A 19,023-nucleotide genomic window follows, 5' to 3' on the forward strand; every position below is an offset into this window, starting at 1 on the left:
AGCATGAATCAATCATGGTGGAAAGAAAGTGTTGTTTATCAAATTTACCCAAGGAGCTTCATGGATAGCAATGGTGACGGGATTGGGGATATAAAAGGAATTACATCAAGAATGGATTATTTAAAGAAACTTGGAATTGATGTGATTTGGCTCTCTCCTGTATTTCAATCGCCGAACGATGATAACGGCTATGATATCAGCGATTACCAAAAAATTATGGATGACTTCGGTACAATGGAGGATTTTGATGAAATGCTTGATGCTGCTCATCAACGCGGCATTAAACTCATGATGGACCTAGTAGTGAATCATTCTTCTGATGAGCACCAGTGGTTCATTGAATCAAAGTCATCGAAGGATAACGAAAAGCGTGACTGGTATATTTGGAAGCCTGGAAAAGACGGCAAAGAACCGACCAATTGGGAGGCAGCCTTCAAGGGTTCTGTATGGGAATATGATGAAGGGACCGATGAATATTACCTGCATTTATTCAGCAAGAAACAGCCGGACCTGAATTGGGAGAATCCACGCCTTCGCAAAGAAGTTTATGAAATGATGAATTGGTGGCTTGAGAAAGGAATCGATGGATTCCGCATGGACGTCATCAACTTCATATCGAAGGATACAAGCTATCCTGATGGGAAAGTTAGTGATGGAAAAAAATACGGGGATGGCAGCCCATATTTCATGAATGGCCCGCGCATCCACGAATTTCTGCAGGAAATGAATAAAGAAGTGCTTTCGAAATATGACACGATTACTGTTGGCGAAGCACCTGGTGTGACCCCTGAGGAAGCCAAGCTATATACAGGGGCCGACCGAAATGAATTACATATGGTGTTTCAATTTGAACACATGGGACTCGGGGACGGGCCTGAAGGAAAGTGGAGCAACCTGTCTTGGAAGCTTACTGATTTAAAAAAGGTCATGACCCGTTGGCAAAAAGGGCTTGAAGAGGATGGATGGAACAGTCTTTATTGGAACAACCACGATCAGCCTAGGGTAGTTTCAAGGTTTGGCAATGACAAGGAATATCGTGTAGAGAGTGCCAAAATGCTTGCAACCTGCCTTCATATGATGCAGGGGACTCCATATATTTACCAGGGCGAAGAAATCGGGATGACCAATGTCCGCTTTGAATCCATTGATCAATATCGTGATATTGAAACGTTGAATGCATTCAAAGAACTAACATCTGAGAATCGTATGAGTGAAGAGGAAATGATGACCTCCATCTATGCAAGAGGCAGGGATAATGCCCGAACCCCTATGCAATGGAATGCGGAAGAACACGGCGGCTTTACAAGCGGGGCACCATGGATTGAAGTGAATCCGAATTATAAAGAAATCAATGTAGAGAATGCACTCGAGGATCAGGAGTCGATCTTCTACTACTATCAAAAGCTGATCAAACTTCGAAAAGAAAACAAAACGATCGTATATGGAAACTATGATCTATTGTTTGAAGAAGATGAACAGATTTACGCGTATACCCGGACTTTGGGCGAAGAATCGCTGCTGATCATCTGTAATTTTACTAGCGATTCACCATTATTTACTTTGCCGAGCGGCATTGAATATAACTCTTCCGAAGTGCTTATCAGCAACTACCCGATTGATGAAGAAGATTCCATTGATTCTATCGAGATGAAGCCTTTTGAGGCAAGAGTTTATAAGTTAAATTAAATGCTGTAAAAACAAATAAAAAGAAAGTTGGGGAAGAAATGAAAAGAAATTGGAAAATTCTTACTGCTGGTGCGGTTGCCTTATCACTTAGTGCATCACTATTTGCTGGATGTTCAGGCGGAAAAGATGATGGAAAGACACATATTGAGTTCTTTTCCAGCAAGGTTGAAAATGCATCAACATATAAAGAAATCATTAAAGAATTTGAAAAGAAAAACCCGAAAATTGCTGTGGATTTATCTTCACCTCCAGATGCGGGGACGGTCATTAAAACACGTTTAACGAAAAATGATATGCCTGATATTGTGGCGATGGGTGATGACACAACATTTACCGATCTAGCCAATTCCGGCGTGCTTCAAGATCTTTCAGGAGCTGACGCAGTCGAAAATATCCAGCCTACTTATATTGATATGGTTAAAAAAGATTACAAAAACCATGATGCGGTATTTGGAATTCCGTATGCAACAAACGGAAACGGTGTTATCTACAATAAAGAAAAATTAGCTGCTTTAGGAATAAAAGAAACTCCTAAAACATGGGACGAATTTGTTGCAGACCTTGATAAAGCAAAAGAAGCAGGGGAAATTCCAATCTACTTCACATTGAAGGATGCCTGGACTGGAATGGTTGCCTTGAATTCAGTTGCTTCTTCGATTTCACCTGATCAATTTGCTGAAGACAAAACGGCAGGAAAAACAAGCTTCCAAGAAAGCTATGATGAAGTGGCAGATAAATTATTGACGCTTAGCAAGTACGGACATAAAGACAATGTTGGTGTTGCATACGGCGACGGAAATACGGCATTTGCAAATGGCAAAGGGGTATTCTACCTTCAAGGAAACTGGGCAATCCCAGAACTTCTGAAAGCAAATCCTGACGTCAAAGTGGGTGTATTCCCATTCCCTGCAACTAATGATCCGAGCAAAAATAATTTGGTTTCAGGAATTGATGTCCTTTTTGGCCTTACAAAAGATACAAAGCATGAAAAAGAAGCAAAGAAATTCATCAGCTTCTTATTGGATAAAGAGCAGGCTCAAAAATATACAGATGAACAATCTGCATTCTCAGCAGTTAAAGATGTTTATCAAAACGATCCGAAGCTGGAAGGATATAAAGCAAGCTTTGAAAGCGGCCAAATCACAAGCTACCCTGACCACTTCTATCCTACAGGAATGAATGCAGCGAACATTCTTCAAGAATTCTTTATCAAAAAAGACAAGGACAAATTCTTGAAAACAATGGATAAAGAATGGGATAAAGTAATCGACCGTAAATAATTGATTGAAAATAAAGGGGTCTGGCTCAGCGCGTTCTGAATGCCAGACCCCGAAAGTTTAATGAAGTGAGGGGGGACTATGATGAACAAGCGAAAGCTCGCGTTCTACTTTATGGCGATGCCGGCAGTCCTGCTGTTCTTCGTCTTTCATACATATCCAGCTCTGCAGGGGATTTTTTATAGCTTTACGAACTGGAATGGCTACGGAGATTGGGACTTTGTCGGTTTAAAGAACTATTTAAACGTCTTTAAAGATAGCCGTGCGATTCATGCTTATCTATTTACATTTAAATTTGCGATTGTTTCCACCATCATCGTCAACGTATTCAGTCTACTGATTGCAATCGGATTGAATTCAAAGATTAAAGGCAGGAATTTTTTCCGCGGAGTTTATTTTCTCCCAAATATTTTAAGTATTTTAATTGTCGGTTTTATTTTTAACTATATTTTCGCCCATATCATCCCTCAACTAGGGGAAGATCTGCATTTAGAGGCGTTGTCAAAGAATATTCTTGGAGACCCTGATCTTGCTTGGATTGGGATTGTGATCGTAGCCGCCTGGCAGGCAATTGCTTTCAATACGATCCTTTACCTTGCAGGACTTCAAACCATCTCTACGGATATTTACGAAGCATCTTCCATAGACGGTGCAGGCAAGTGGAAAGAGTTCTGGAGTATAACGTTCCCTTTGATTGCTCCATTCTTTACGATCAACATGGTGCTGGCGTTGAAGAACTTTTTGATGGTATTTGATCAAATCGTTGCAATGACCGGTGGGGGGCCTGGTACTTCAACAGAATCAATCTCCTATCTGATCTATAAAGGCGGTTTCCAAGGCGGCGAATTCGCCTACCAATCTGCCAATGCAGTTGTCTATTTCATTGTCATCGTAGTTGTTTCTCTTGTTCAACTCCGAATCTTGCAAAGACGGGAGGTTGAAATGTAATGAATTTAAGAAAAACGAATTGGCCAGTACAAATTCTCATATTCTTGGGTTCTTTATTAATTTTGTTCCCACTCTACTTAACGATTACTATTGCTTTAAAGGATCCCCAGCAGATGGCGCAGTCCGTACTTTCCTGGCCAACGGAGATTCATTGGGAAAACTTTTCAAAAGCGATCGAAATGACGAATTTCTTTCAAGCATTTAAGAATAGTGCCATCATTACGGTTTGCACAGTCGTTTTGACGCTATTAACCAATTCTATGGTGGCCTATGCCATTGCTCGGAACATGCATAAGAAGTTTTTTAAATTTCTATATTACTATCTTGTAAGCGCAATGTTCATTCCATTCCCAATTATCATGCTTCCAATCGTGAAGCAGACGAGTTCATGGGGAATGGACAATCAAATTGGATTGATATTCTTATATGTGGTATACGGATTATCATTTAATATTTTTGTCTATGTAGGCTATATCAAATCAATTCCAAAAGAGCTGGAAGAAGCAGCGACAATGGATGGAGCCGGTACTTGGAAAACGTTCTGGAAGGTCATTTTCCCACTGCTGACGCCAATCAATGCAACTGTGGCAATCTTGACTGCCTTATGGGCTTGGAACGATTTCATGCTTCCGCTGATCATTTTGAGCGATAAGGATCAAGCGACTCTTCCACTTGTCCAATATGTATTCCAAGGACAATTCAGCACGGATTACAATTTAGCTTTCTCCTCCTATATTTTAGCTCTTGCCCCAATGATCATCGTGTATCTGTTTGCACAGAAATGGATCATCAATGGTGTAACAAAGGGAGCTGTAAAGTAAAGGAAGCCTACCTTCGTAGGTTTCCTTTTTTATCAATGTTCAAAATTCGAAGAAATGCACTGGATCCTCAGTGGAGCAATATAAATCAAGAAAGGCGTGGAAGGTTCATGAAAAAACAGTGGTGGAAAGAAGCGGTAGTATATCAAGTATATTGGCGCAGCTTTTTTGACTACAATGGGGACGGAATAGGTGATCTGGAAGGACTCATTCAGAAGCTGGATTATATAAATAAACTGGGCGTCGACGTCATTTGGCTGAACCCGATGTATTCTTCTCCGGATAAGGATAATGGCTACGACATTTCAGACTATTATGGAGTGATGGGGAAAGCGGGGGACATGGAAACAGTCGAGCGCCTCATTCATGAAGTCCATCAGCGCGGAATGAAAATCATCATGGATCTTGTTGTGAATCATACGTCCGACCAGCATCCATGGTTCCTTGAATCAAAGTCCAGTAAAGATAATCCAAAAAGAGATTGGTATATTTGGAAGGACCCTGTACAAGGCGGTGTCCCGAACAATTGGCGCTCCTACTTTTCGCCTTCGACATGGGAATATGAACCTGAAACGGATCAATACTATTTCCACTCTTTTGCCGTGGAACAGCCTGATTTGAATTGGGAAAATGAAGAAGTGAGAAAAGAAGTGTATACTCTCATGCGCTTCTGGCTCGACAAGGGAATTGATGGATTCAGGATGGACGTGATCAATCTCTTGGCTAAATTAGACGGTTTCCCATCCGTGGATAATCCAAATGATATCTCCTACTTAGGGAACAATCCAGGCATTCATGAGTATTTGCAGGAGATGAATCGAGAGGTCCTTCAACATTATGATGTCATGACTGTCGGTGAAATCCCGTTCGTTACACCTGAAGACGGTGTCCTATATGTAGGGGAGGATCGTCATGAGCTGCATACATTATTCCACTTCCAGGTGGCTGATGATATGCCGACATGGGATCTGAAGCGTTACAAGGAAATTCAGCGCACCTGGTATGAAGGGCTTAAAGGGAGAGGATGGAACTCTCAATTCTTGAATAACCATGATCATACCCGCCAGGTCACAAGGTATGGAAATGACAAAGAATACCGTGTCGAGTCTGCCAAGCTTCTTGCGACGATGATCCATACACTTCCCGGGACTCCATACATTTTTCAGGGCGAGGAAATTGGAATGACAGGTGTAAAGTTTGATGATATCGAAGACTACAATGATATTGCCATGAAAAATAAATATGCAGAAGAACTTGCCAAGGGAAGAAATCCGGAGGAAGTGCTAAAAGAACTGCAGTTTTTAAGCAGAGATAATTCCCGTACGCCTGTGCAATGGAATGATGAAAAGCATGCAGGTTTTACAGAAGGCGAAAGCCCGTGGATAAAAGTGAATCCAAACTATAAGGAAATCAATGTTAAGGATGCCTTGGAGGACGAAAATTCTGTTTTCTATTATTATCAAAACCTCATAAATCTTCGAAAAAAACACGATGTCATGGTGTATGGGGATTATGCAGAAGTTGAAGTGGACAGCACTGATGTATATGCATATACGAGGAGCACTGAGGATGAAAAATGGCTGATTCTGCTGAATCATAGCAGCACTCCTTCTGTAATAAAGGTCCAAATTGAAGAGTGCGAACTTATTTTAGGGAACTATTCAGACTCTGCTGCACCAATTTGTCTTGGAGAGATTGAATTAAGACCGCATGAAGCAAGAATATATAAAATAAAGTCAATATCTTAAAAGAGCCTGACCCCCGGTACAGCAACGCTTCATTGTACCGGGAGACTGGCTCTTTTATTGTTCCATTTTCAACAAACTTAAATTTATTTAAGCCAAAACAATCTTCTTTCCGTCTAATAGGTGTAATGAAAAAGAGCAAAAGTAGGTGATGTTGATGATTGAGTTGGTGGCCGCTGCTCAAAATGGGGATGAAAAAGCATTCCTGAAGCTATTTCAAGAATATGAAGTTGATATATATAGGGTTGCCTATGTCTATGTGAAAAATCAAGAGGATGCCCTGGATGTAGTCCAGGAAACCGCCTATAAATCTTTCAAGAAAATCAAGTCTCTAAAAAATCCAGCGTTTTTCAAAACGTGGTTGATAAAAATTACGATGAGCTGTGCAACAGATATGGTCAGAAAGAAAAAGAAAGTCGTCTATTTCAACAGCGAGTACACAGAATCACTCCCGCAAGACGAAGAGGACATTCCGCTGTCCTTATCGCTGAAGGAATTGATAGAGACGCTGCAGGAAAATGAAAAGAATATAGTCCTCTTGAAGTTTTATCACGAGTACACTTTTCAAGAAATCTCTGAAATTCTGAAGGTTCCATTAGGGACTGTGAAATCCATTCTTTATCGATCACTCCATAAACTTCGAGCGCAGATCAAGGAGGGCGAAGGTTAATGAATAACCGGATTAAAAGCGAAATTGAAAAAATAGAAATTCCGAAAGAACTTCATGAACGAGCCATACAGGGCGTGAATAAAGCAAAGCAGGAAATGGAACCTCCCAAAAAACAGAAGAATTTGGCGAAAAAGATTCTATTGGCATCAGCAGCTTCCGTCATGATAATCGGATCATCCTGGGCTTTCGGCAGCTCCTATATTGTGGATGCCGGTGAATCCCTGATCACCAAAATATTCGGGTCGGAACAGGAGCTAAAGCAAGTGGTTCCAGAGGCGACAAAAGAAGACATGGGAAAATTAGAGGCTCACTTTCAAATGGCGAAAAAGACGCTTTCCCCCGAAGAATTTAAACAATACAGCAGTCTGAAAAATGAAACGCTCGAGCTGGAGAAGAAAATGAGCGTCAAAGATGGCGATTCCATCCGGTTGAAACCTGAGCTATTATCCGCAGATGAACAAAAAAGATATGATGAAATTCAAGAAAAGCTTATTCTGTTGGAAGATAAAGTTTATGCTGCGACCAAATACTCATTCGAAGATTCCAAAAAGATTGCAGACTTTCCGGTTGTAAAACCAACCTACATCCCTGAAGGCTACCAACTCGTATCCGAAGAAGGAAAAACAACGGACAGCCATCCAGATCAAGATCCTATGGTTAAAATCAAATATCAAAAAGGGGAATTTGGCATTTATATTACACAGCTGCCGCTCACCCTTGAGAGCAGCCTGCCCCGTGCCGGCTGGTATGCCGAAGACTATGATACCTACACGGTCGACGGCTACACCATTAACCATAACCACCCAAGCGACACCAATGTCCAGCGCATGATGATGAAAGTGCCTGCTGCGAACGGACAAAAAGGATATTACATTGTCATGATCGGCGATCTCGTTTCAAAAGAGGATATGCAGAAGATGCTGCTTTCTATGGTGGAGAAATAATAATGGAGGGCCTGACCCCCGGTGCATTAAAGCTTTACCGTGCCTGGGGTCAGGCTTATTTTTCATGGATATCTATAACTAATATTATTTATGATTCCCTCCCCGTAATATTGCTGTATAATTATCTCAACTTCATTAGATTTTCAGAGGATTCCACCATACTTAATCTTACGAGGTGATAAGAAATGGCACTGACTTCTACGCACATTTTTGTTAATTTGCATGTGAAAGATGTAAAAGAATCAATGGCGTTTTTCAAGGGACTGGGTTTTGGATTCAATATGCAGTTTACAGACGAAGAAAAAGCGGCATGCCTTGAGATTGGCGAAAATATGTTTGCCATGCTGCTAACGGAAGAATACTTCAAGTCATTTACGAAAAAAGAAATTGTTGATACTGAAAAATATGCGCAGTTAACTATCGCGCTGTCTGCAGAAAGCCGCGAGAAAGTTGATGAACTCGTCAACAAAGCCGTATCCTTAGGTGGAAAATTATATTCTGAGCCTGCAGATCACGGTTTCATGTATCAATGGGGCTTCCAGGATCTAGATGGCCATATTTGGGAAGTTGGATTTATGGATATGAATGCGTTTGAAGGTCAAAATCAAGCATAAGCAGAATAAAATGAGGGCCTGACCCCCAGTAAAGTGTTATCTTACCGGGGGTCAGGCCCTTTTTCGTGGATATCTAGCAAATGACCTTGCTTCAGCTAAGCCCCTCAAGCAATTCCACAACGCCGCTGATATTTTTCACGACATAGTCTGCCTGGGAAGGATCGCCATAGTCATGCCCGTCGATGAGAATGGTTTGGCAGCCCAACTTCCGGGCAGGGTAGATTTCGTTGATGGCATTGTCGCCGACAGAGAGAATTTGAGAGAAAGGCACCCCATAATGGTCGCTGATTTTCCTTAATGCAGCCTCTGTTTTCACCGGTTTTCTTCCTTCGAATATTTTGTAGTCAAAGTAGTCCAAGAATCCAAGCTTGGTGACGATGACTTCGCTGTCCTTTTGCGGAGAGTTTGTGAAAAGGACCAATTTTTTGCTTTGGCTAAGGGACTGAAGGGCGTCTTTGAACCCCTGGATTTCTTCCATTTGAAAATCATCCGTCATCATATATTCCCGTGTCTGAAGGAATGACTGATGAGCTAGTTCACTGGACAAGCCGTAGTGACGTGCAATCGAGACGGGGATCCACCAAAGGTCGCCGACATTAAGCATGGAATCAAAATCAAATACGATTTCCTCAGGATACAATTCAGCAATCTTCTCTTCCGAAACTTTTTCCCCGGACCAATCGAAAGCCTCCAGCACCTTGCCGCCTCTTTGCTTTAAAACCAAATCATTTTTCACGTCATAGACCGTACCGATTTTCAACGGCAGCCGATTTTCTTTAAATATTTGATAATCATCTTCGAAACGTTTCCTATTAATAGGGTCAAGTTTCTCCCCAAGGCGATCCGCATAGTAGTCAAAATGGTGTATATCCTCATACAGCGTCCCATCGAGATCAAAAACAATCACTTCTACATCCTTCAACATTCAAGCATACCGCCCTTCAAAATTATGGATAATATTAGTATATCAAATATGGGAAACAGGGGGATTTTTAATACTCAGATTGAAAGGAAGCACAAGAACCGTCCCCCTGCTTCCTTAGTGAGTCGAAATACTCGAAAATATAGGATTTTTATGGAAAATGTTTTGGACCATTGACATTTTTTCTCTTTTTTCAAAGGGGATTGTTTGCCTTCATTTTGGGGAAGGTTTAGTATGTGGTCATAACGATGCATTGTTTTCTATGTGAACATGGAGGGCGCCCTTCATGAATTTTTCTGGAAAGAAGGCATAATGTATGTGTGGAATAGCAGGTTGGATTGATTGGAAGAAGGATCTTTCTGAGGAAAACAGATTGCTGAAGCAGATGACGGATGCCATCAGGCACAGGGGACCGGATGCTGAGGGGTTTTGGCTGGACGGACATGCCGCACTTGGACACCGGCGACTGATAGTCATCGATCCCGATGGCGGAAAGCAGCCAATGCTCTACAAGGATTCCGCAAACGATGTTGCACTTACATATAACGGTGAGATTTATAACTACCGCGAGTTGAAGGAAGAACTCGCCTCATTGGGCCACCAATTTGATACTGAGTCGGACACGGAGGTTCTTCTTCATGCGTATTTACAATGGCAGGAGCAGTGTGTCGACCACCTGAATGGGATCTTCGCATTTGCGATTTGGGACAAGAACAAGCAACGATTAATGCTTGGCCGGGACCATTTAGGGGTTAAGCCATTGTTCTATTGCAAACGCGGGGGTCAGATCATTTTCGGCTCTGAAATCAAGGCACTATTCGCACATCCTGATGTAAAAGCAGAGCTTGATGAAGAAGGATTATCAGAGGTGTTTGGTCTCGGACCGATGCGTACGCCTGGCAAAGCCATTTTCAAAGATATTGAAGAGGTGCGTGCCGGCCACTATATGATTTTTTCAAAAGAAGGCCAGCAAACGAAACAATATTGGAAGCTTGTGAGCAAGGAGCATACCGATGATGTTGATACGACGGTCAAGACGATTCAATCCCTATTGGAAGATACCGTCAGCCGCCAGCTGATTTCGGACAAGCCACTTGTTTCCATGCTTTCCGGCGGACTTGATTCCAGCGGATTGACGGCGATGGCCGGGAAGGAATACAAGGAGAACGGAAAGACCCTTGCTACGTATTCCATCGACTTCGTGAACAACGACGAAGATTTTAAAGAGGATTTCCTCCGCAGGGACCTCGATGAACCTTGGGTGAAAAAGGTATCCGAGTATGTCGGGACCGACCACACATCTGTCGTTTTCCCAGCAGAGAAGTTGGTGGAAAACCTCCTTATCCCAATGAAAGCGCGGGATCTGCCAGGAGTAGGAGAAATCGAAACGTCTCTCTACTTATTGTTTAAAGAAATGAAGAAAAACGCGACGGTTGCCTTGTCCGGTGAGTCGGCTGATGAAGTATTCTCCGGGTATCCATGGTTCCATCAGGAGAAATTCCTCGATGCTGATGTGTTCCCGTGGCTGCTCAATATCGGAGGCATCGGGAAGGTTTTGAAGAAGGAACTCAGGGAGAAGCTTGATATCCCTGCCTATCAGAAAATGAAATACCAAGAGGCATTGGATGAGCTTCCAGTATTGGAAGGGGAAGACGAAACCGAAGCGAAGCAGAGAAGGATGTCCTATATGTTCATCACGCGCTTCCTTCCGTTCATGCTGGATCGAAAAGACCGGTCGAGCATGATGACTGGCTTTGAAGTCCGCGTTCCATTCTGCGACTACCGCTTGGTCGAATACCTTTGGAATATCCCGTCATCCATGAAGAACATCGATGATATCGAGAAGGGAATTCTCCGCCGGGCATTCGCAGACTATCTGCCTGAGGATGTGCTCTACAGAAGGAAAAGCGCCTATCCGAGCACGAAGGACGATGCCTATCTGAAAGGTGTAACAGATTGGATGATTAAGATCCTTGACGACCCGGAAGCACCGATCCAATCATTGATTGATGCAGAAGTAGTCAGGTATATCGCTGAGGGGAAATCAGACATGCCGGACACAAGTGTAAGAGGGCTGTTTGACTACCTCATCCAAGTGAATGGATGGCTTGAGGAGTATGGGATTAAAGTTCACATATAATAAATAGAAGAAAACCGCTGACATTAGTTAGCGGTTTTTTGTTTAGAGAACAGTTTCTTTTATATTTGAAAATGAATGGTGTAAAATTACACTTTGTGGTAAAGTGATACATATAAATATTTCCATTTCATGTTGATCAATTATAAAAAAGAGAGGGTTTGAAGGATGTTGTTATTAGTCTGTCTGCTCTTAATCTTAGTGATTATCGTTTTGAGAAAGAAAATCCCCAATTACCCATTCGTAGTCTCAGGATTAATTTTATTTTTTCTTTTACTGATTTTGATTGGGCATACGGAAGCTAACTTCAAATTTCAGGCGAAAAGCGATTTGGAAAATTTAAAAGAAAATACTCAGTTGAATTTTGATTCAGATAAGTTAGCAAAAGAAAAAATAGTAGATAGCAAACACCCTTTAGCTATAAAAACCCTTGTGATTAACAGTGATTATGGTGATAAAACCAATCCTGTGAAAAGAGTGCTTGTAAGGATTAACCATACTGAATATAAGGCAACGTTTATTTCTCATAATTCTCCTCTCCCATTCAGTCCATTTGAAAAATGGGATATGAATCAGATTGAGACAATCAAGTAATAATAGAAGGAAAATCGCTGGCTGGTGGCCGGCGGTTTTTGTGTTGGAATCAATACCTCTCCACAATTCGATTCTCTGTTCCATTAAAAATCCTCTTAATATTTTGCCGGTGCAGAATGATGATGGCGATGCATATTAAAAAAGTAATCCCGATGATTAATTTATCTTCAAATAGAAGGCTGTAACAGAATAATGCTAAACTAGCCAGCATGGAACTGAGAGATACATACTTTGTAAAAATAAGTGTCAGCACAAACACGATAAATCCAACTAAAACACCCCAAGGAGCTAAAAATAAGAAAACTCCGGCTGCTGTCGCAACAGCCTTTCCACCTTTAAAACGAGCAAAGATAGGGAAGATATGTCCAACTATGGCTAACAAGCCACATATGATGGGGTTCACGGCAGAACTAAGCAAAAGGGGGAGGAAGCAAGCAATTGTCCCTTTTAAAATATCAAGTATCGCAACAATCACTCCTGCTTTAATGCCCAAAACCCTATATGTATTCGTTGCACCAAGATTCCCGCTGCCGAAATGCCGAATGTCTTTCTTATAAAACACCTTCCCGATGATTAAAGCAAATGAGATGGATCCAATTAAATAACTTAAAATCAGAGTTAAAATGTTCAATATTAAAATTACTCCTTACATAGGTTGTTAAATAAGTATTTCTATTTATTGTACGTATTTTCCTGCCAGAGTTTTGTCGTGTGCCTGCCCCAAGTGTTGCAGCGATTTAAAGCAAAAGGGAACAGGTACTCTAATAAAAAGAAGGAAATTTGTATAATACGAACAAATGTTTTAAAATGAGTTTTCAGGAATAGAAGATCGTTGACATATGATTATGGAGGTTTTGTATATGTATGTAACAATTGCCGACTTTATTAGAGAATGGAATTGGGAAACAGCGTTAACTCAAAAGGTGTTGGATGGTTTAACGGATGATTCATTGAATCAAAAAGTTTACCCTGAAGGTCGTACTTTAGGAAGAATTGTTTGGCATTTTACAACAAATATTCAAGAGTATTTAGCTCATTTTGGGCTAAAAGTAGACGAAGTAGAGAATGCAAAAAATGTCCCTGCCTCCGCTAAAGTAATAGCCGAAACATTTAAATATATAAGTTCTTCCGTAGTCAAAGTCATTGAAGAACAATGGACAGACGATTCCTTAAAGAAAGTGCAAACCGCATTTGGAAGAGAAGAAACTAATGCTCAGATTTTTATGGGGCTAATTAAGCACATTGTTCATCATCGTGGACAAGCTACAATTCTTATGCGTCAAGCTGGAATCAAACCTTTTGGAGTCTATGGACCACCAAAAGAAGATTGGATTCACTTAGGTGTGGAAAACCCGCCACTTTAAATTAATGGTGCCTGACCCCTGATGTGGTAACGCTTTCCCACAACAGGGGTCAGGCACCTCAATATTTATCCCTAGGCAACTGGACACTGTATCATATTTTGTGATAAATTATTAAAATAAAAATCCAATTTAAAACTACATAGTTTAAATCGATGAAAAGGAAAGTAGTTTTTGCTGTATTCGATAGCGAGCCGGGGGCGGTGGAAGCCTGGTGATGAGGCATGAATGAAGAACACCTTTGAGTTCTAACCGAAAGGGATGTCCCGAGTAGGCTTAGACGTTGCCAGCACGTTACGGACTGGGGTATGTAAAGTTGGTCATGTTATGGCAATTTGGGTGGTACCGCGGAAGGTTAGTCTTTCGTCCCTTTTTTTGTGGGATAGAAGGCTTTTTTTATTGTAAAAAAACATTTAGGAGGTACATCATGTTAAAGACCGTAGTAAAAGATCTGTTTAGAAATCAAGATAAGTACCAAGACCAAACGGTTCAAATTTCAGGCTGGATCCGTACGCTTCGCGATTCCAAGACCATTGGCTTCATGGAGTTGAATGACGGTTCATTCTTCAAGAGTGTCCAAGTCGTTTTTGAGGATAGCCTTGAAAACTTTAAGGAAATCACAAAGCTTCCGATCAGCTCTTCTGTTTTAGTAGAAGGGGAATTCGTTCCAACACCTGAAATGAAGCAGCCATTTGAGATTAAAGCGACAAAAATCACGGTGGAAGGCTTGTCTGATGCAGCTTATCCACTGCAAAAAAAGCGTCATTCCCTTGAATATTTAAGAACAATCGCACACTTGCGTCCGAGAGCCAACACGTTCTCAGCTGTGTTCCGAGTAAGATCTCTTGCATCTTATGCGATCCATAAATTCTTCCAGGAAAAAGGATTCGTCTACGTGCATACACCGATTATTACCGGAAGCGATACAGAAGGCGCCGGCGAAATGTTCCGTTTGACATCCATGGATTTGAACCAGCTTCCAAAAGGCGAAGATGGAAAAGTGGATGAAAGTGCTGATTTCTTCGGCAAAGAAACGAACTTAACGGTCAGCGGCCAGTTGAATGCTGAAGCGTATGCCCTTGCATTCCGCAACGTGTATACATTTGGTCCGACGTTCCGTGCGGAAAATTCAAACACGGCGCGCCATGCGGCAGAATTCTGGATGATCGAGCCTGAGGTTGCTTTTGCAGAACTGCCGGACATCATGGACCTTGGAGAAGAAATGGTCAAGTATGTCATTGACTACGTTCTTGAACAGGCACCGGAAGAAATGGCGTTCTTTAACAGCTTTATTGATAAGAGCCTTCTTGAAAGACTCGAGAATGCTTTGAAATCCGATTTCGGAAGAGTGACATATACAGAAGCAGTTGAGTTGTTGAAGAACTCCGGCAAGGAATTCGACTACCCAGTAGAATGGGGAACAGATTTGCAGACGGAGCATGAACGCTACCTAAGCGAAGAAATCTACAAGCGTCCAGTATACGTAACCGACTATCCGAAAGAAATCAAAGCGTTCTATATGAGAGCCAATGATGACGGTAAAACAGTTGCAGCGACTGACCTGTTGGTTCCTGGCATCGGCGAATTGATTGGCGGAAGCCAGCGTGAAGAGAGAGAAGACGTCCTTGCAAGCAGAATCACAGAACTTGGAATGTCTGAAGAAGACTACTGGTGGTACCTCGAGCTTAGAAAGTACGGCGGTACAAAGCATTCAGGCTACGGAATTGGATTCGAGCGTCTTGTGATGTATCTGACTGGAATGAAGAACATCCGCGACGTCATCCCATTCCCGCGTACACCGGGTAATGCTGATTTTTAATAGAAGATACAAGAAAAGCCTGGAAAAATTGATTCCCAGGCTTTTTTCTTTGGAAGCAGGGGGACGGTTCTCGTGCTTCCTTTTATTGAAGGAAAGGCAAGAACTGCCCATAAGCTTCATCGTGACCATCCAAGGAGGATTGCAGCCATATTCCATAGAAGTAGTTATTGAACAAAATTAGGTTAGAAACGGAGGTTTCAGCAATGGGCATTAGGAATTATCTGATAGAAGGCGTTTCCGGCACCGGTAAAACTTCGGTCTGCAGCGAATTGCAAAAGCGTGGCTATCATGCCATTCATGGTGACCGTGAATTGGCTTATCAAGGCGATCCGGAGACTGGTACACGGACGGATTGCGTCAAAGATGGCGCCACGCACGCGGACCACATTCGGCATTTACATGAGCACCACATTTGGAATATAGATAAGGTAAAAGTATTGATTGCCAACCAAGATGATGCGGTAACATTTTTCTGCGGTGGTTCCAGGAACTTTTCGAAATTCATCGATCTATTTGACGAAGTGTTTGTCCTCGAAGTGGACCTTGACACATTGAATAAGCGTCTTGACGAGCGGACAGAAGATGAGTGGGGTGGAAAGAGCAGGACAACGGAAAGGGAACTCATTGTGAGTTTGCATCAAACGAAAGAAGACATTCCGAAAAACGGAATAATAATTGACGCAACCGCATCGATCGTGGAGGTCGTTGATGAGATTCTCCGTCAAATCGAAGGAAATAAATACAAAGGACAGTAACTTAGGATCCCTCTGGCCAGCCCGATTCACCGGTAGGAAGCATGGCGTGTGATTCCTATGCAATTTTTGAAACTAAAAAAATCAGTAGCTGGCCTTCTTTGGCAGATATTTCTCAAAATAGTTTTGTAATATCGGAAGAATGTCAGGAGTTGATTCGTAGTAAGTATCACCGATTTTATCAGCGGTGAATTTAAAACTCTTCTGACCATCAAATAGGGTAACGGCATAGCTCCATCCCTTAACTTCCTCTTGATTTTTCTTAGGCGTAAACTCGATATCTTTAATCTTGGACAGCAAATCATCCATTTGATCTTGCTCGGTTATGGTTGAGGATCCTCCAGTTTTACCATCCTGAATGACGATTTTATCAACCTTCTTTATATCAGCATCCTTCCAAAATTCCTCTAACGATTGCGTTTTTCCGCTTGTACAAGCGGCGAGGAAAAATAGACTGATAATCAGGAACAAATACTTTTTCATTTAATCACCTCCCAGCAAAATGATTCATTATATGTTAGACGAAGCAGGCTGCGAATAGTTGCATTTTGCTAGTTAGAAGGAAGGAAGCACCGGAAATTATAAATAATCCTCAACTTTCTCAACCTCAAAAAGTCCACTCTCATTTAAAAATTGATGAAGTAAATGAACATGACCAGCACCGTATAAGACAAAAATTCTTTCTTCTCCAGTTTCGATGAGTTCAACTAAATTCTTATAGATTAATAAATTTCTATAATACCAATACTTAGCTGTCCACATTGCCCCCACCGGATCGCTTTTATTACCCACAAGTGCAAGGTTCATATAAAATGTTTGGTTCGCTTTATTGAACTCCTCATCATTTAGATACAATAAGAAATCTCTAATGGAATGATTACTTAAGAAATCCTGCGTTTTTGCAGCGGTCTGTTCAAATCCCTTTATAATTTCTTGGTATTTCTCTGACCTATGTTCTTTCGTCCATACTTCAATATCGGGAATGTCGGGGTCAGAGCTATTCCAATCAACACAGAAAACTTTTTTGTGATTCATTTCTTTAGCAAGTCGAAATCCAATTTGATGAAACTCATTTCTAGTCAATTCAAATTTCCCTAACAGGAAGTCATTAAAAGTTCCGTTAATAAATTCACTTTCCTCAGGTGCGATTTCTAACGCAACCTTTGTTGGCTGGAACCTCTTTAAGGAATCAACCACTCCCTTTATTTCTAATTGCTTTTGTTTGCTCAAGATGTCAGCAGCCTCTATTTTAAACAAATCTCCATTATCGGGGTTACTAAAATGTGCCGTTCCAAGAACTAAAATACTCGGTTTTCCCATTCAGTCTCCTCCAATCCATTTCTCTAAGAAGTTCTATATAATTCCACAATTATCCTGTTTTGTTGGTTTAGATATATAAATGGATGTTAAATTCTGTTAATATTTGTATGCAGGCGATTAACAGAAGGAATAAACATGAAGGAGAAATACTTATGAAAAAATATAGATATTTGCTAGTTTCATTCTCATTATTCATCATTAGCTTAATAGCTTGGCAGATAACGGGTTCATTAGCAGAAAAAACGACTGAAATGGATAATGTCACTTCTTTAGCACTGTTAAGTTTCCTCGGTACAGTAGTCTTTTTTGGTACAACATTAGTTCTGCTGCTTATTACAATCGTAAAGAAAGTGATTGAAAGCAAATCAGTTGTGAGGTGAAAAGAGACTACAGAACGTTACCGGTTTGGTTGAAGGGAATAAGAAATTGAGTAGTTAAATAGAATTATAAGTAGTTAGATTTCTAAGAAATCCATATTGTGGAGTAGGCTCCTGAAAACCACGATGGGAGTTGCTTATATAAAGGAGTTTTATATGATTACAAAGCTTAATAAAAAGATTTGGACGATAGTTTTAGGAATCCTTATTTCTATAATTATTTTTATTTCTATAATGACTGTGTATTATCCGTTATCGCCATTTAGTCTCAATCAAAGTTTTACTTATCATCCTGGTTTGGAAACACATAATGGCAAAACTTATAAACAAGAGCTTAACGAGTTTAAAGCTGCTTATGAAGAGGATTTAAAAGAGAGTTCAGCAAGTAGCGATATCAATTTCACAGTTGAGCGAGCCCAATATATTCTTCCGATCTTTGAACAGCAATGGCTCATTGGCACCGATTCAAAATCAATAGATAAAGATAATCTGAGTAGAATGCTTTTTGATGTAGAACAGGCAAGGAACACCCTGTTGAATCTTGTTTCTGAGGGAGATTATGATAAGGAAGAAAAAGAATACTTGGTTGACAATATAAAGGATTTTTTAAGCATAGAAGAAAGCATTAGACAGATAAAAGACAGAAAATATTTCTCCAGAAGAGATTTACAAACATTACTTGGTAATTTACGCGGTGATTTTAGAAGTGAATTTAATTTATATACAACCAACTTTTATGACAGGTCCAGCAAGTAAAAACTTTGAAGCAATTGGGTGTATGGAGTAAGTGGTTTTATCCAATTAAATAGCAAAGAAACGGCAGAACCGTCCCTGTGTCTCGGATGGGCTAACAGGAGGAGAATATGAGCACAGAATTTATCGAACGTAAGGTGAGTAATTATTTGGTGTTTATTTCAAATGGTATTATTACTTATTTCGCTGACATGTTCATTCTTTTTAGTAACATATCTTATCTTATTTACGCTTTCTTTCTGGTGGCTGTCATCAGTTCTGCAATTCTTTTTACCATTTTTCCTAG

Annotated in this window: 19 protein-coding genes and 1 other annotated feature; of the genes, 15 read left to right on the plus strand and 4 right to left on the minus strand. The window is 40.9% G+C overall.

Annotated features, from left to right (window positions below):
• The first annotated feature begins 3 nt into the window (after positions 1–3).
• The 8 genes from ABTV07_RS03700 (at position 4) to ABTV07_RS03735 (ending at position 8,702) form a co-directional block, all read left to right on the plus strand.
• Positions 4–1,686 (plus strand): glycoside hydrolase family 13 protein, encoded by a 1,683-nt coding sequence (locus ABTV07_RS03700; RefSeq protein ID WP_433747655.1) that lies wholly within the window; start codon positions 4–6, stop codon positions 1,684–1,686.
• Positions 1,687–1,724: 38 nt separating this feature from the next.
• A complete protein-coding gene (locus ABTV07_RS03705; RefSeq protein WP_433747657.1) occupies positions 1,725–2,966 on the plus strand; it encodes an ABC transporter substrate-binding protein in 1,242 nt (413 codons plus the stop codon).
• Between the two features lie 81 nt (positions 2,967–3,047).
• Entirely contained in the window at positions 3,048–3,911 is an 864-nt protein-coding gene (locus tag ABTV07_RS03710; protein ID WP_433747659.1) for a carbohydrate ABC transporter permease, read from the plus strand.
• Positions 3,911–4,732 carry a carbohydrate ABC transporter permease gene (locus tag ABTV07_RS03715; protein ID WP_433747662.1) on the plus strand — a complete coding sequence of 274 codons (822 nt, stop codon included), beginning with the start codon at positions 3,911–3,913 and terminating at the stop codon, positions 4,730–4,732. The genes ABTV07_RS03710 and ABTV07_RS03715 overlap by 1 nt, the downstream gene beginning before the upstream one ends.
• Before the next feature lie 107 nt (positions 4,733–4,839).
• Complete coding sequence (locus tag ABTV07_RS03720) at positions 4,840–6,477, plus strand: glycoside hydrolase family 13 protein (RefSeq protein WP_433747664.1); 1,638 nt, start codon at positions 4,840–4,842, stop codon at positions 6,475–6,477.
• Positions 6,478–6,631: 154 nt separating this feature from the next.
• Positions 6,632–7,144: an RNA polymerase sigma factor gene (locus tag ABTV07_RS03725; RefSeq protein ID WP_433747667.1), complete on the plus strand. Its 513-nt coding sequence runs from the start codon at positions 6,632–6,634 to the stop codon at positions 7,142–7,144.
• Positions 7,144–8,088, plus strand: coding sequence for a hypothetical protein (locus ABTV07_RS03730; RefSeq protein ID WP_433747669.1), 945 nt, complete (start codon positions 7,144–7,146; stop codon positions 8,086–8,088). The genes ABTV07_RS03725 and ABTV07_RS03730 overlap by 1 nt, the downstream gene beginning before the upstream one ends.
• 185 nt (positions 8,089–8,273) lie before the next feature.
• Positions 8,274–8,702 carry a VOC family protein gene (locus tag ABTV07_RS03735; protein ID WP_433747672.1) on the plus strand — a complete coding sequence of 143 codons (429 nt, stop codon included), beginning with the start codon at positions 8,274–8,276 and terminating at the stop codon, positions 8,700–8,702.
• 91 nt (positions 8,703–8,793) lie between these two features.
• On the opposite strand, the gene ABTV07_RS03740 is transcribed toward ABTV07_RS03735, so the two are convergent.
• On the minus strand, positions 8,794–9,627 hold the full coding sequence (locus tag ABTV07_RS03740) for an HAD family hydrolase (RefSeq protein WP_433747675.1): 834 nt from the start codon (positions 9,625–9,627) through the stop codon (positions 8,794–8,796).
• A 313-nt stretch (positions 9,628–9,940) separates the two neighbouring features.
• Between ABTV07_RS03740 and asnB the strand changes: the two genes are divergently transcribed.
• Together asnB and ABTV07_RS03750 are read left to right on the plus strand one after the other, a co-directional pair.
• The gene (gene asnB, locus ABTV07_RS03745; RefSeq protein WP_433747677.1) at positions 9,941–11,764 is read left to right on the plus strand and encodes an asparagine synthase (glutamine-hydrolyzing); all 1,824 of its coding nucleotides are present in this window, start codon (positions 9,941–9,943) and stop codon (positions 11,762–11,764) included.
• Positions 11,765–11,929: 165 nt separating this feature from the next.
• The gene (locus tag ABTV07_RS03750; RefSeq protein WP_433747680.1) at positions 11,930–12,355 is read left to right on the plus strand and encodes a hypothetical protein; all 426 of its coding nucleotides are present in this window, start codon (positions 11,930–11,932) and stop codon (positions 12,353–12,355) included.
• A 49-nt stretch (positions 12,356–12,404) separates the two neighbouring features.
• Here ABTV07_RS03750 and plsY read toward each other — a convergent pair whose 3' ends face one another.
• On the minus strand, positions 12,405–12,986 hold the full coding sequence (plsY, locus tag ABTV07_RS03755) for a glycerol-3-phosphate 1-O-acyltransferase PlsY (RefSeq protein ID WP_433747683.1): 582 nt from the start codon (positions 12,984–12,986) through the stop codon (positions 12,405–12,407).
• A gap of 229 nt (positions 12,987–13,215) precedes the next feature.
• Between plsY and ABTV07_RS03760 the strand changes: the two genes are divergently transcribed.
• The 3 genes from ABTV07_RS03760 to ABTV07_RS03770 all read left to right on the plus strand — a co-directional run bounded on the left by ABTV07_RS03760 (position 13,216) and on the right by ABTV07_RS03770 (position 16,290).
• Positions 13,216–13,719, plus strand: coding sequence for a DinB family protein (locus ABTV07_RS03760; RefSeq protein ID WP_433747686.1), 504 nt, complete (start codon positions 13,216–13,218; stop codon positions 13,717–13,719).
• A 143-nt stretch (positions 13,720–13,862) separates the two neighbouring features.
• Positions 13,863–14,090: a binding site (T-box leader), on the plus strand.
• A 53-nt stretch (positions 14,091–14,143) separates the two neighbouring features.
• Positions 14,144–15,535, plus strand: coding sequence for an asparagine--tRNA ligase (gene asnS, locus ABTV07_RS03765; RefSeq protein ID WP_433747689.1), 1,392 nt, complete (start codon positions 14,144–14,146; stop codon positions 15,533–15,535).
• A gap of 203 nt (positions 15,536–15,738) precedes the next feature.
• Complete coding sequence (locus tag ABTV07_RS03770; protein ID WP_433747692.1) at positions 15,739–16,290, plus strand: AAA family ATPase; 552 nt, start codon at positions 15,739–15,741, stop codon at positions 16,288–16,290.
• Between the two features lie 81 nt (positions 16,291–16,371).
• Here the strand turns inward: ABTV07_RS03770 and ABTV07_RS03775 are convergent, their stop codons facing one another.
• A complete protein-coding gene (locus ABTV07_RS03775; RefSeq protein WP_433747694.1) occupies positions 16,372–16,770 on the minus strand; it encodes a hypothetical protein in 399 nt (132 codons plus the stop codon).
• Positions 16,771–16,866: 96 nt separating this feature from the next.
• Positions 16,867–17,607, minus strand: coding sequence for a DUF5694 domain-containing protein (locus ABTV07_RS03780; RefSeq protein ID WP_433747697.1), 741 nt, complete (start codon positions 17,605–17,607; stop codon positions 16,867–16,869).
• Between the two features lie 152 nt (positions 17,608–17,759).
• On the opposite strand from ABTV07_RS03780, the gene ABTV07_RS03785 reads away from it, so the two are divergent.
• Together ABTV07_RS03785 and ABTV07_RS03790 are read left to right on the plus strand one after the other, a co-directional pair.
• The gene (locus tag ABTV07_RS03785; protein WP_433747703.1) at positions 17,760–17,987 is read left to right on the plus strand and encodes a hypothetical protein; all 228 of its coding nucleotides are present in this window, start codon (positions 17,760–17,762) and stop codon (positions 17,985–17,987) included.
• A 153-nt stretch (positions 17,988–18,140) separates the two neighbouring features.
• On the plus strand, positions 18,141–18,740 hold the full coding sequence (locus tag ABTV07_RS03790; protein WP_433747705.1) for a hypothetical protein: 600 nt from the start codon (positions 18,141–18,143) through the stop codon (positions 18,738–18,740).
• Positions 18,741–19,023: the final 283 nt, after the last annotated feature.

Origin of the sequence: Falsibacillus pallidus (assembly GCF_050990905.1) — a bacterium.
In the GTDB taxonomy this organism is placed as follows: Bacteria; Bacillota; Bacilli; order Bacillales; family DSM-25281; genus Falsibacillus; species Falsibacillus pallidus_A.

Coding starts and splice junctions, on each gene's coding strand:
- ABTV07_RS03700 (WP_433747655.1), top strand. CDS start 4: ATGAATCAATCATGGTGGAAAGAAAGTGTTGTTTATCAAATTTACCCA.
- ABTV07_RS03705 (WP_433747657.1), top strand. CDS start 1,725: ATGAAAAGAAATTGGAAAATTCTTACTGCTGGTGCGGTTGCCTTATCA.
- ABTV07_RS03710 (WP_433747659.1), top strand. CDS start 3,048: ATGAACAAGCGAAAGCTCGCGTTCTACTTTATGGCGATGCCGGCAGTC.
- ABTV07_RS03715 (WP_433747662.1), top strand. CDS start 3,911: ATGAATTTAAGAAAAACGAATTGGCCAGTACAAATTCTCATATTCTTG.
- ABTV07_RS03720 (WP_433747664.1), top strand. CDS start 4,840: ATGAAAAAACAGTGGTGGAAAGAAGCGGTAGTATATCAAGTATATTGG.
- ABTV07_RS03725 (WP_433747667.1), top strand. CDS start 6,632: ATGATTGAGTTGGTGGCCGCTGCTCAAAATGGGGATGAAAAAGCATTC.
- ABTV07_RS03730 (WP_433747669.1), top strand. CDS start 7,144: ATGAATAACCGGATTAAAAGCGAAATTGAAAAAATAGAAATTCCGAAA.
- ABTV07_RS03735 (WP_433747672.1), top strand. CDS start 8,274: ATGGCACTGACTTCTACGCACATTTTTGTTAATTTGCATGTGAAAGAT.
- ABTV07_RS03740 (WP_433747675.1), bottom strand. CDS start 9,627: ATGTTGAAGGATGTAGAAGTGATTGTTTTTGATCTCGATGGGACGCTG.
- asnB (WP_433747677.1), top strand. CDS start 9,941: ATGTGTGGAATAGCAGGTTGGATTGATTGGAAGAAGGATCTTTCTGAG.
- ABTV07_RS03750 (WP_433747680.1), top strand. CDS start 11,930: ATGTTGTTATTAGTCTGTCTGCTCTTAATCTTAGTGATTATCGTTTTG.
- ABTV07_RS03760 (WP_433747686.1), top strand. CDS start 13,216: ATGTATGTAACAATTGCCGACTTTATTAGAGAATGGAATTGGGAAACA.
- asnS (WP_433747689.1), top strand. CDS start 14,144: ATGTTAAAGACCGTAGTAAAAGATCTGTTTAGAAATCAAGATAAGTAC.
- ABTV07_RS03770 (WP_433747692.1), top strand. CDS start 15,739: ATGGGCATTAGGAATTATCTGATAGAAGGCGTTTCCGGCACCGGTAAA.
- ABTV07_RS03775 (WP_433747694.1), bottom strand. CDS start 16,770: ATGAAAAAGTATTTGTTCCTGATTATCAGTCTATTTTTCCTCGCCGCT.
- ABTV07_RS03780 (WP_433747697.1), bottom strand. CDS start 17,607: ATGGGAAAACCGAGTATTTTAGTTCTTGGAACGGCACATTTTAGTAAC.
- ABTV07_RS03785 (WP_433747703.1), top strand. CDS start 17,760: ATGAAAAAATATAGATATTTGCTAGTTTCATTCTCATTATTCATCATT.
- ABTV07_RS03790 (WP_433747705.1), top strand. CDS start 18,141: ATGATTACAAAGCTTAATAAAAAGATTTGGACGATAGTTTTAGGAATC.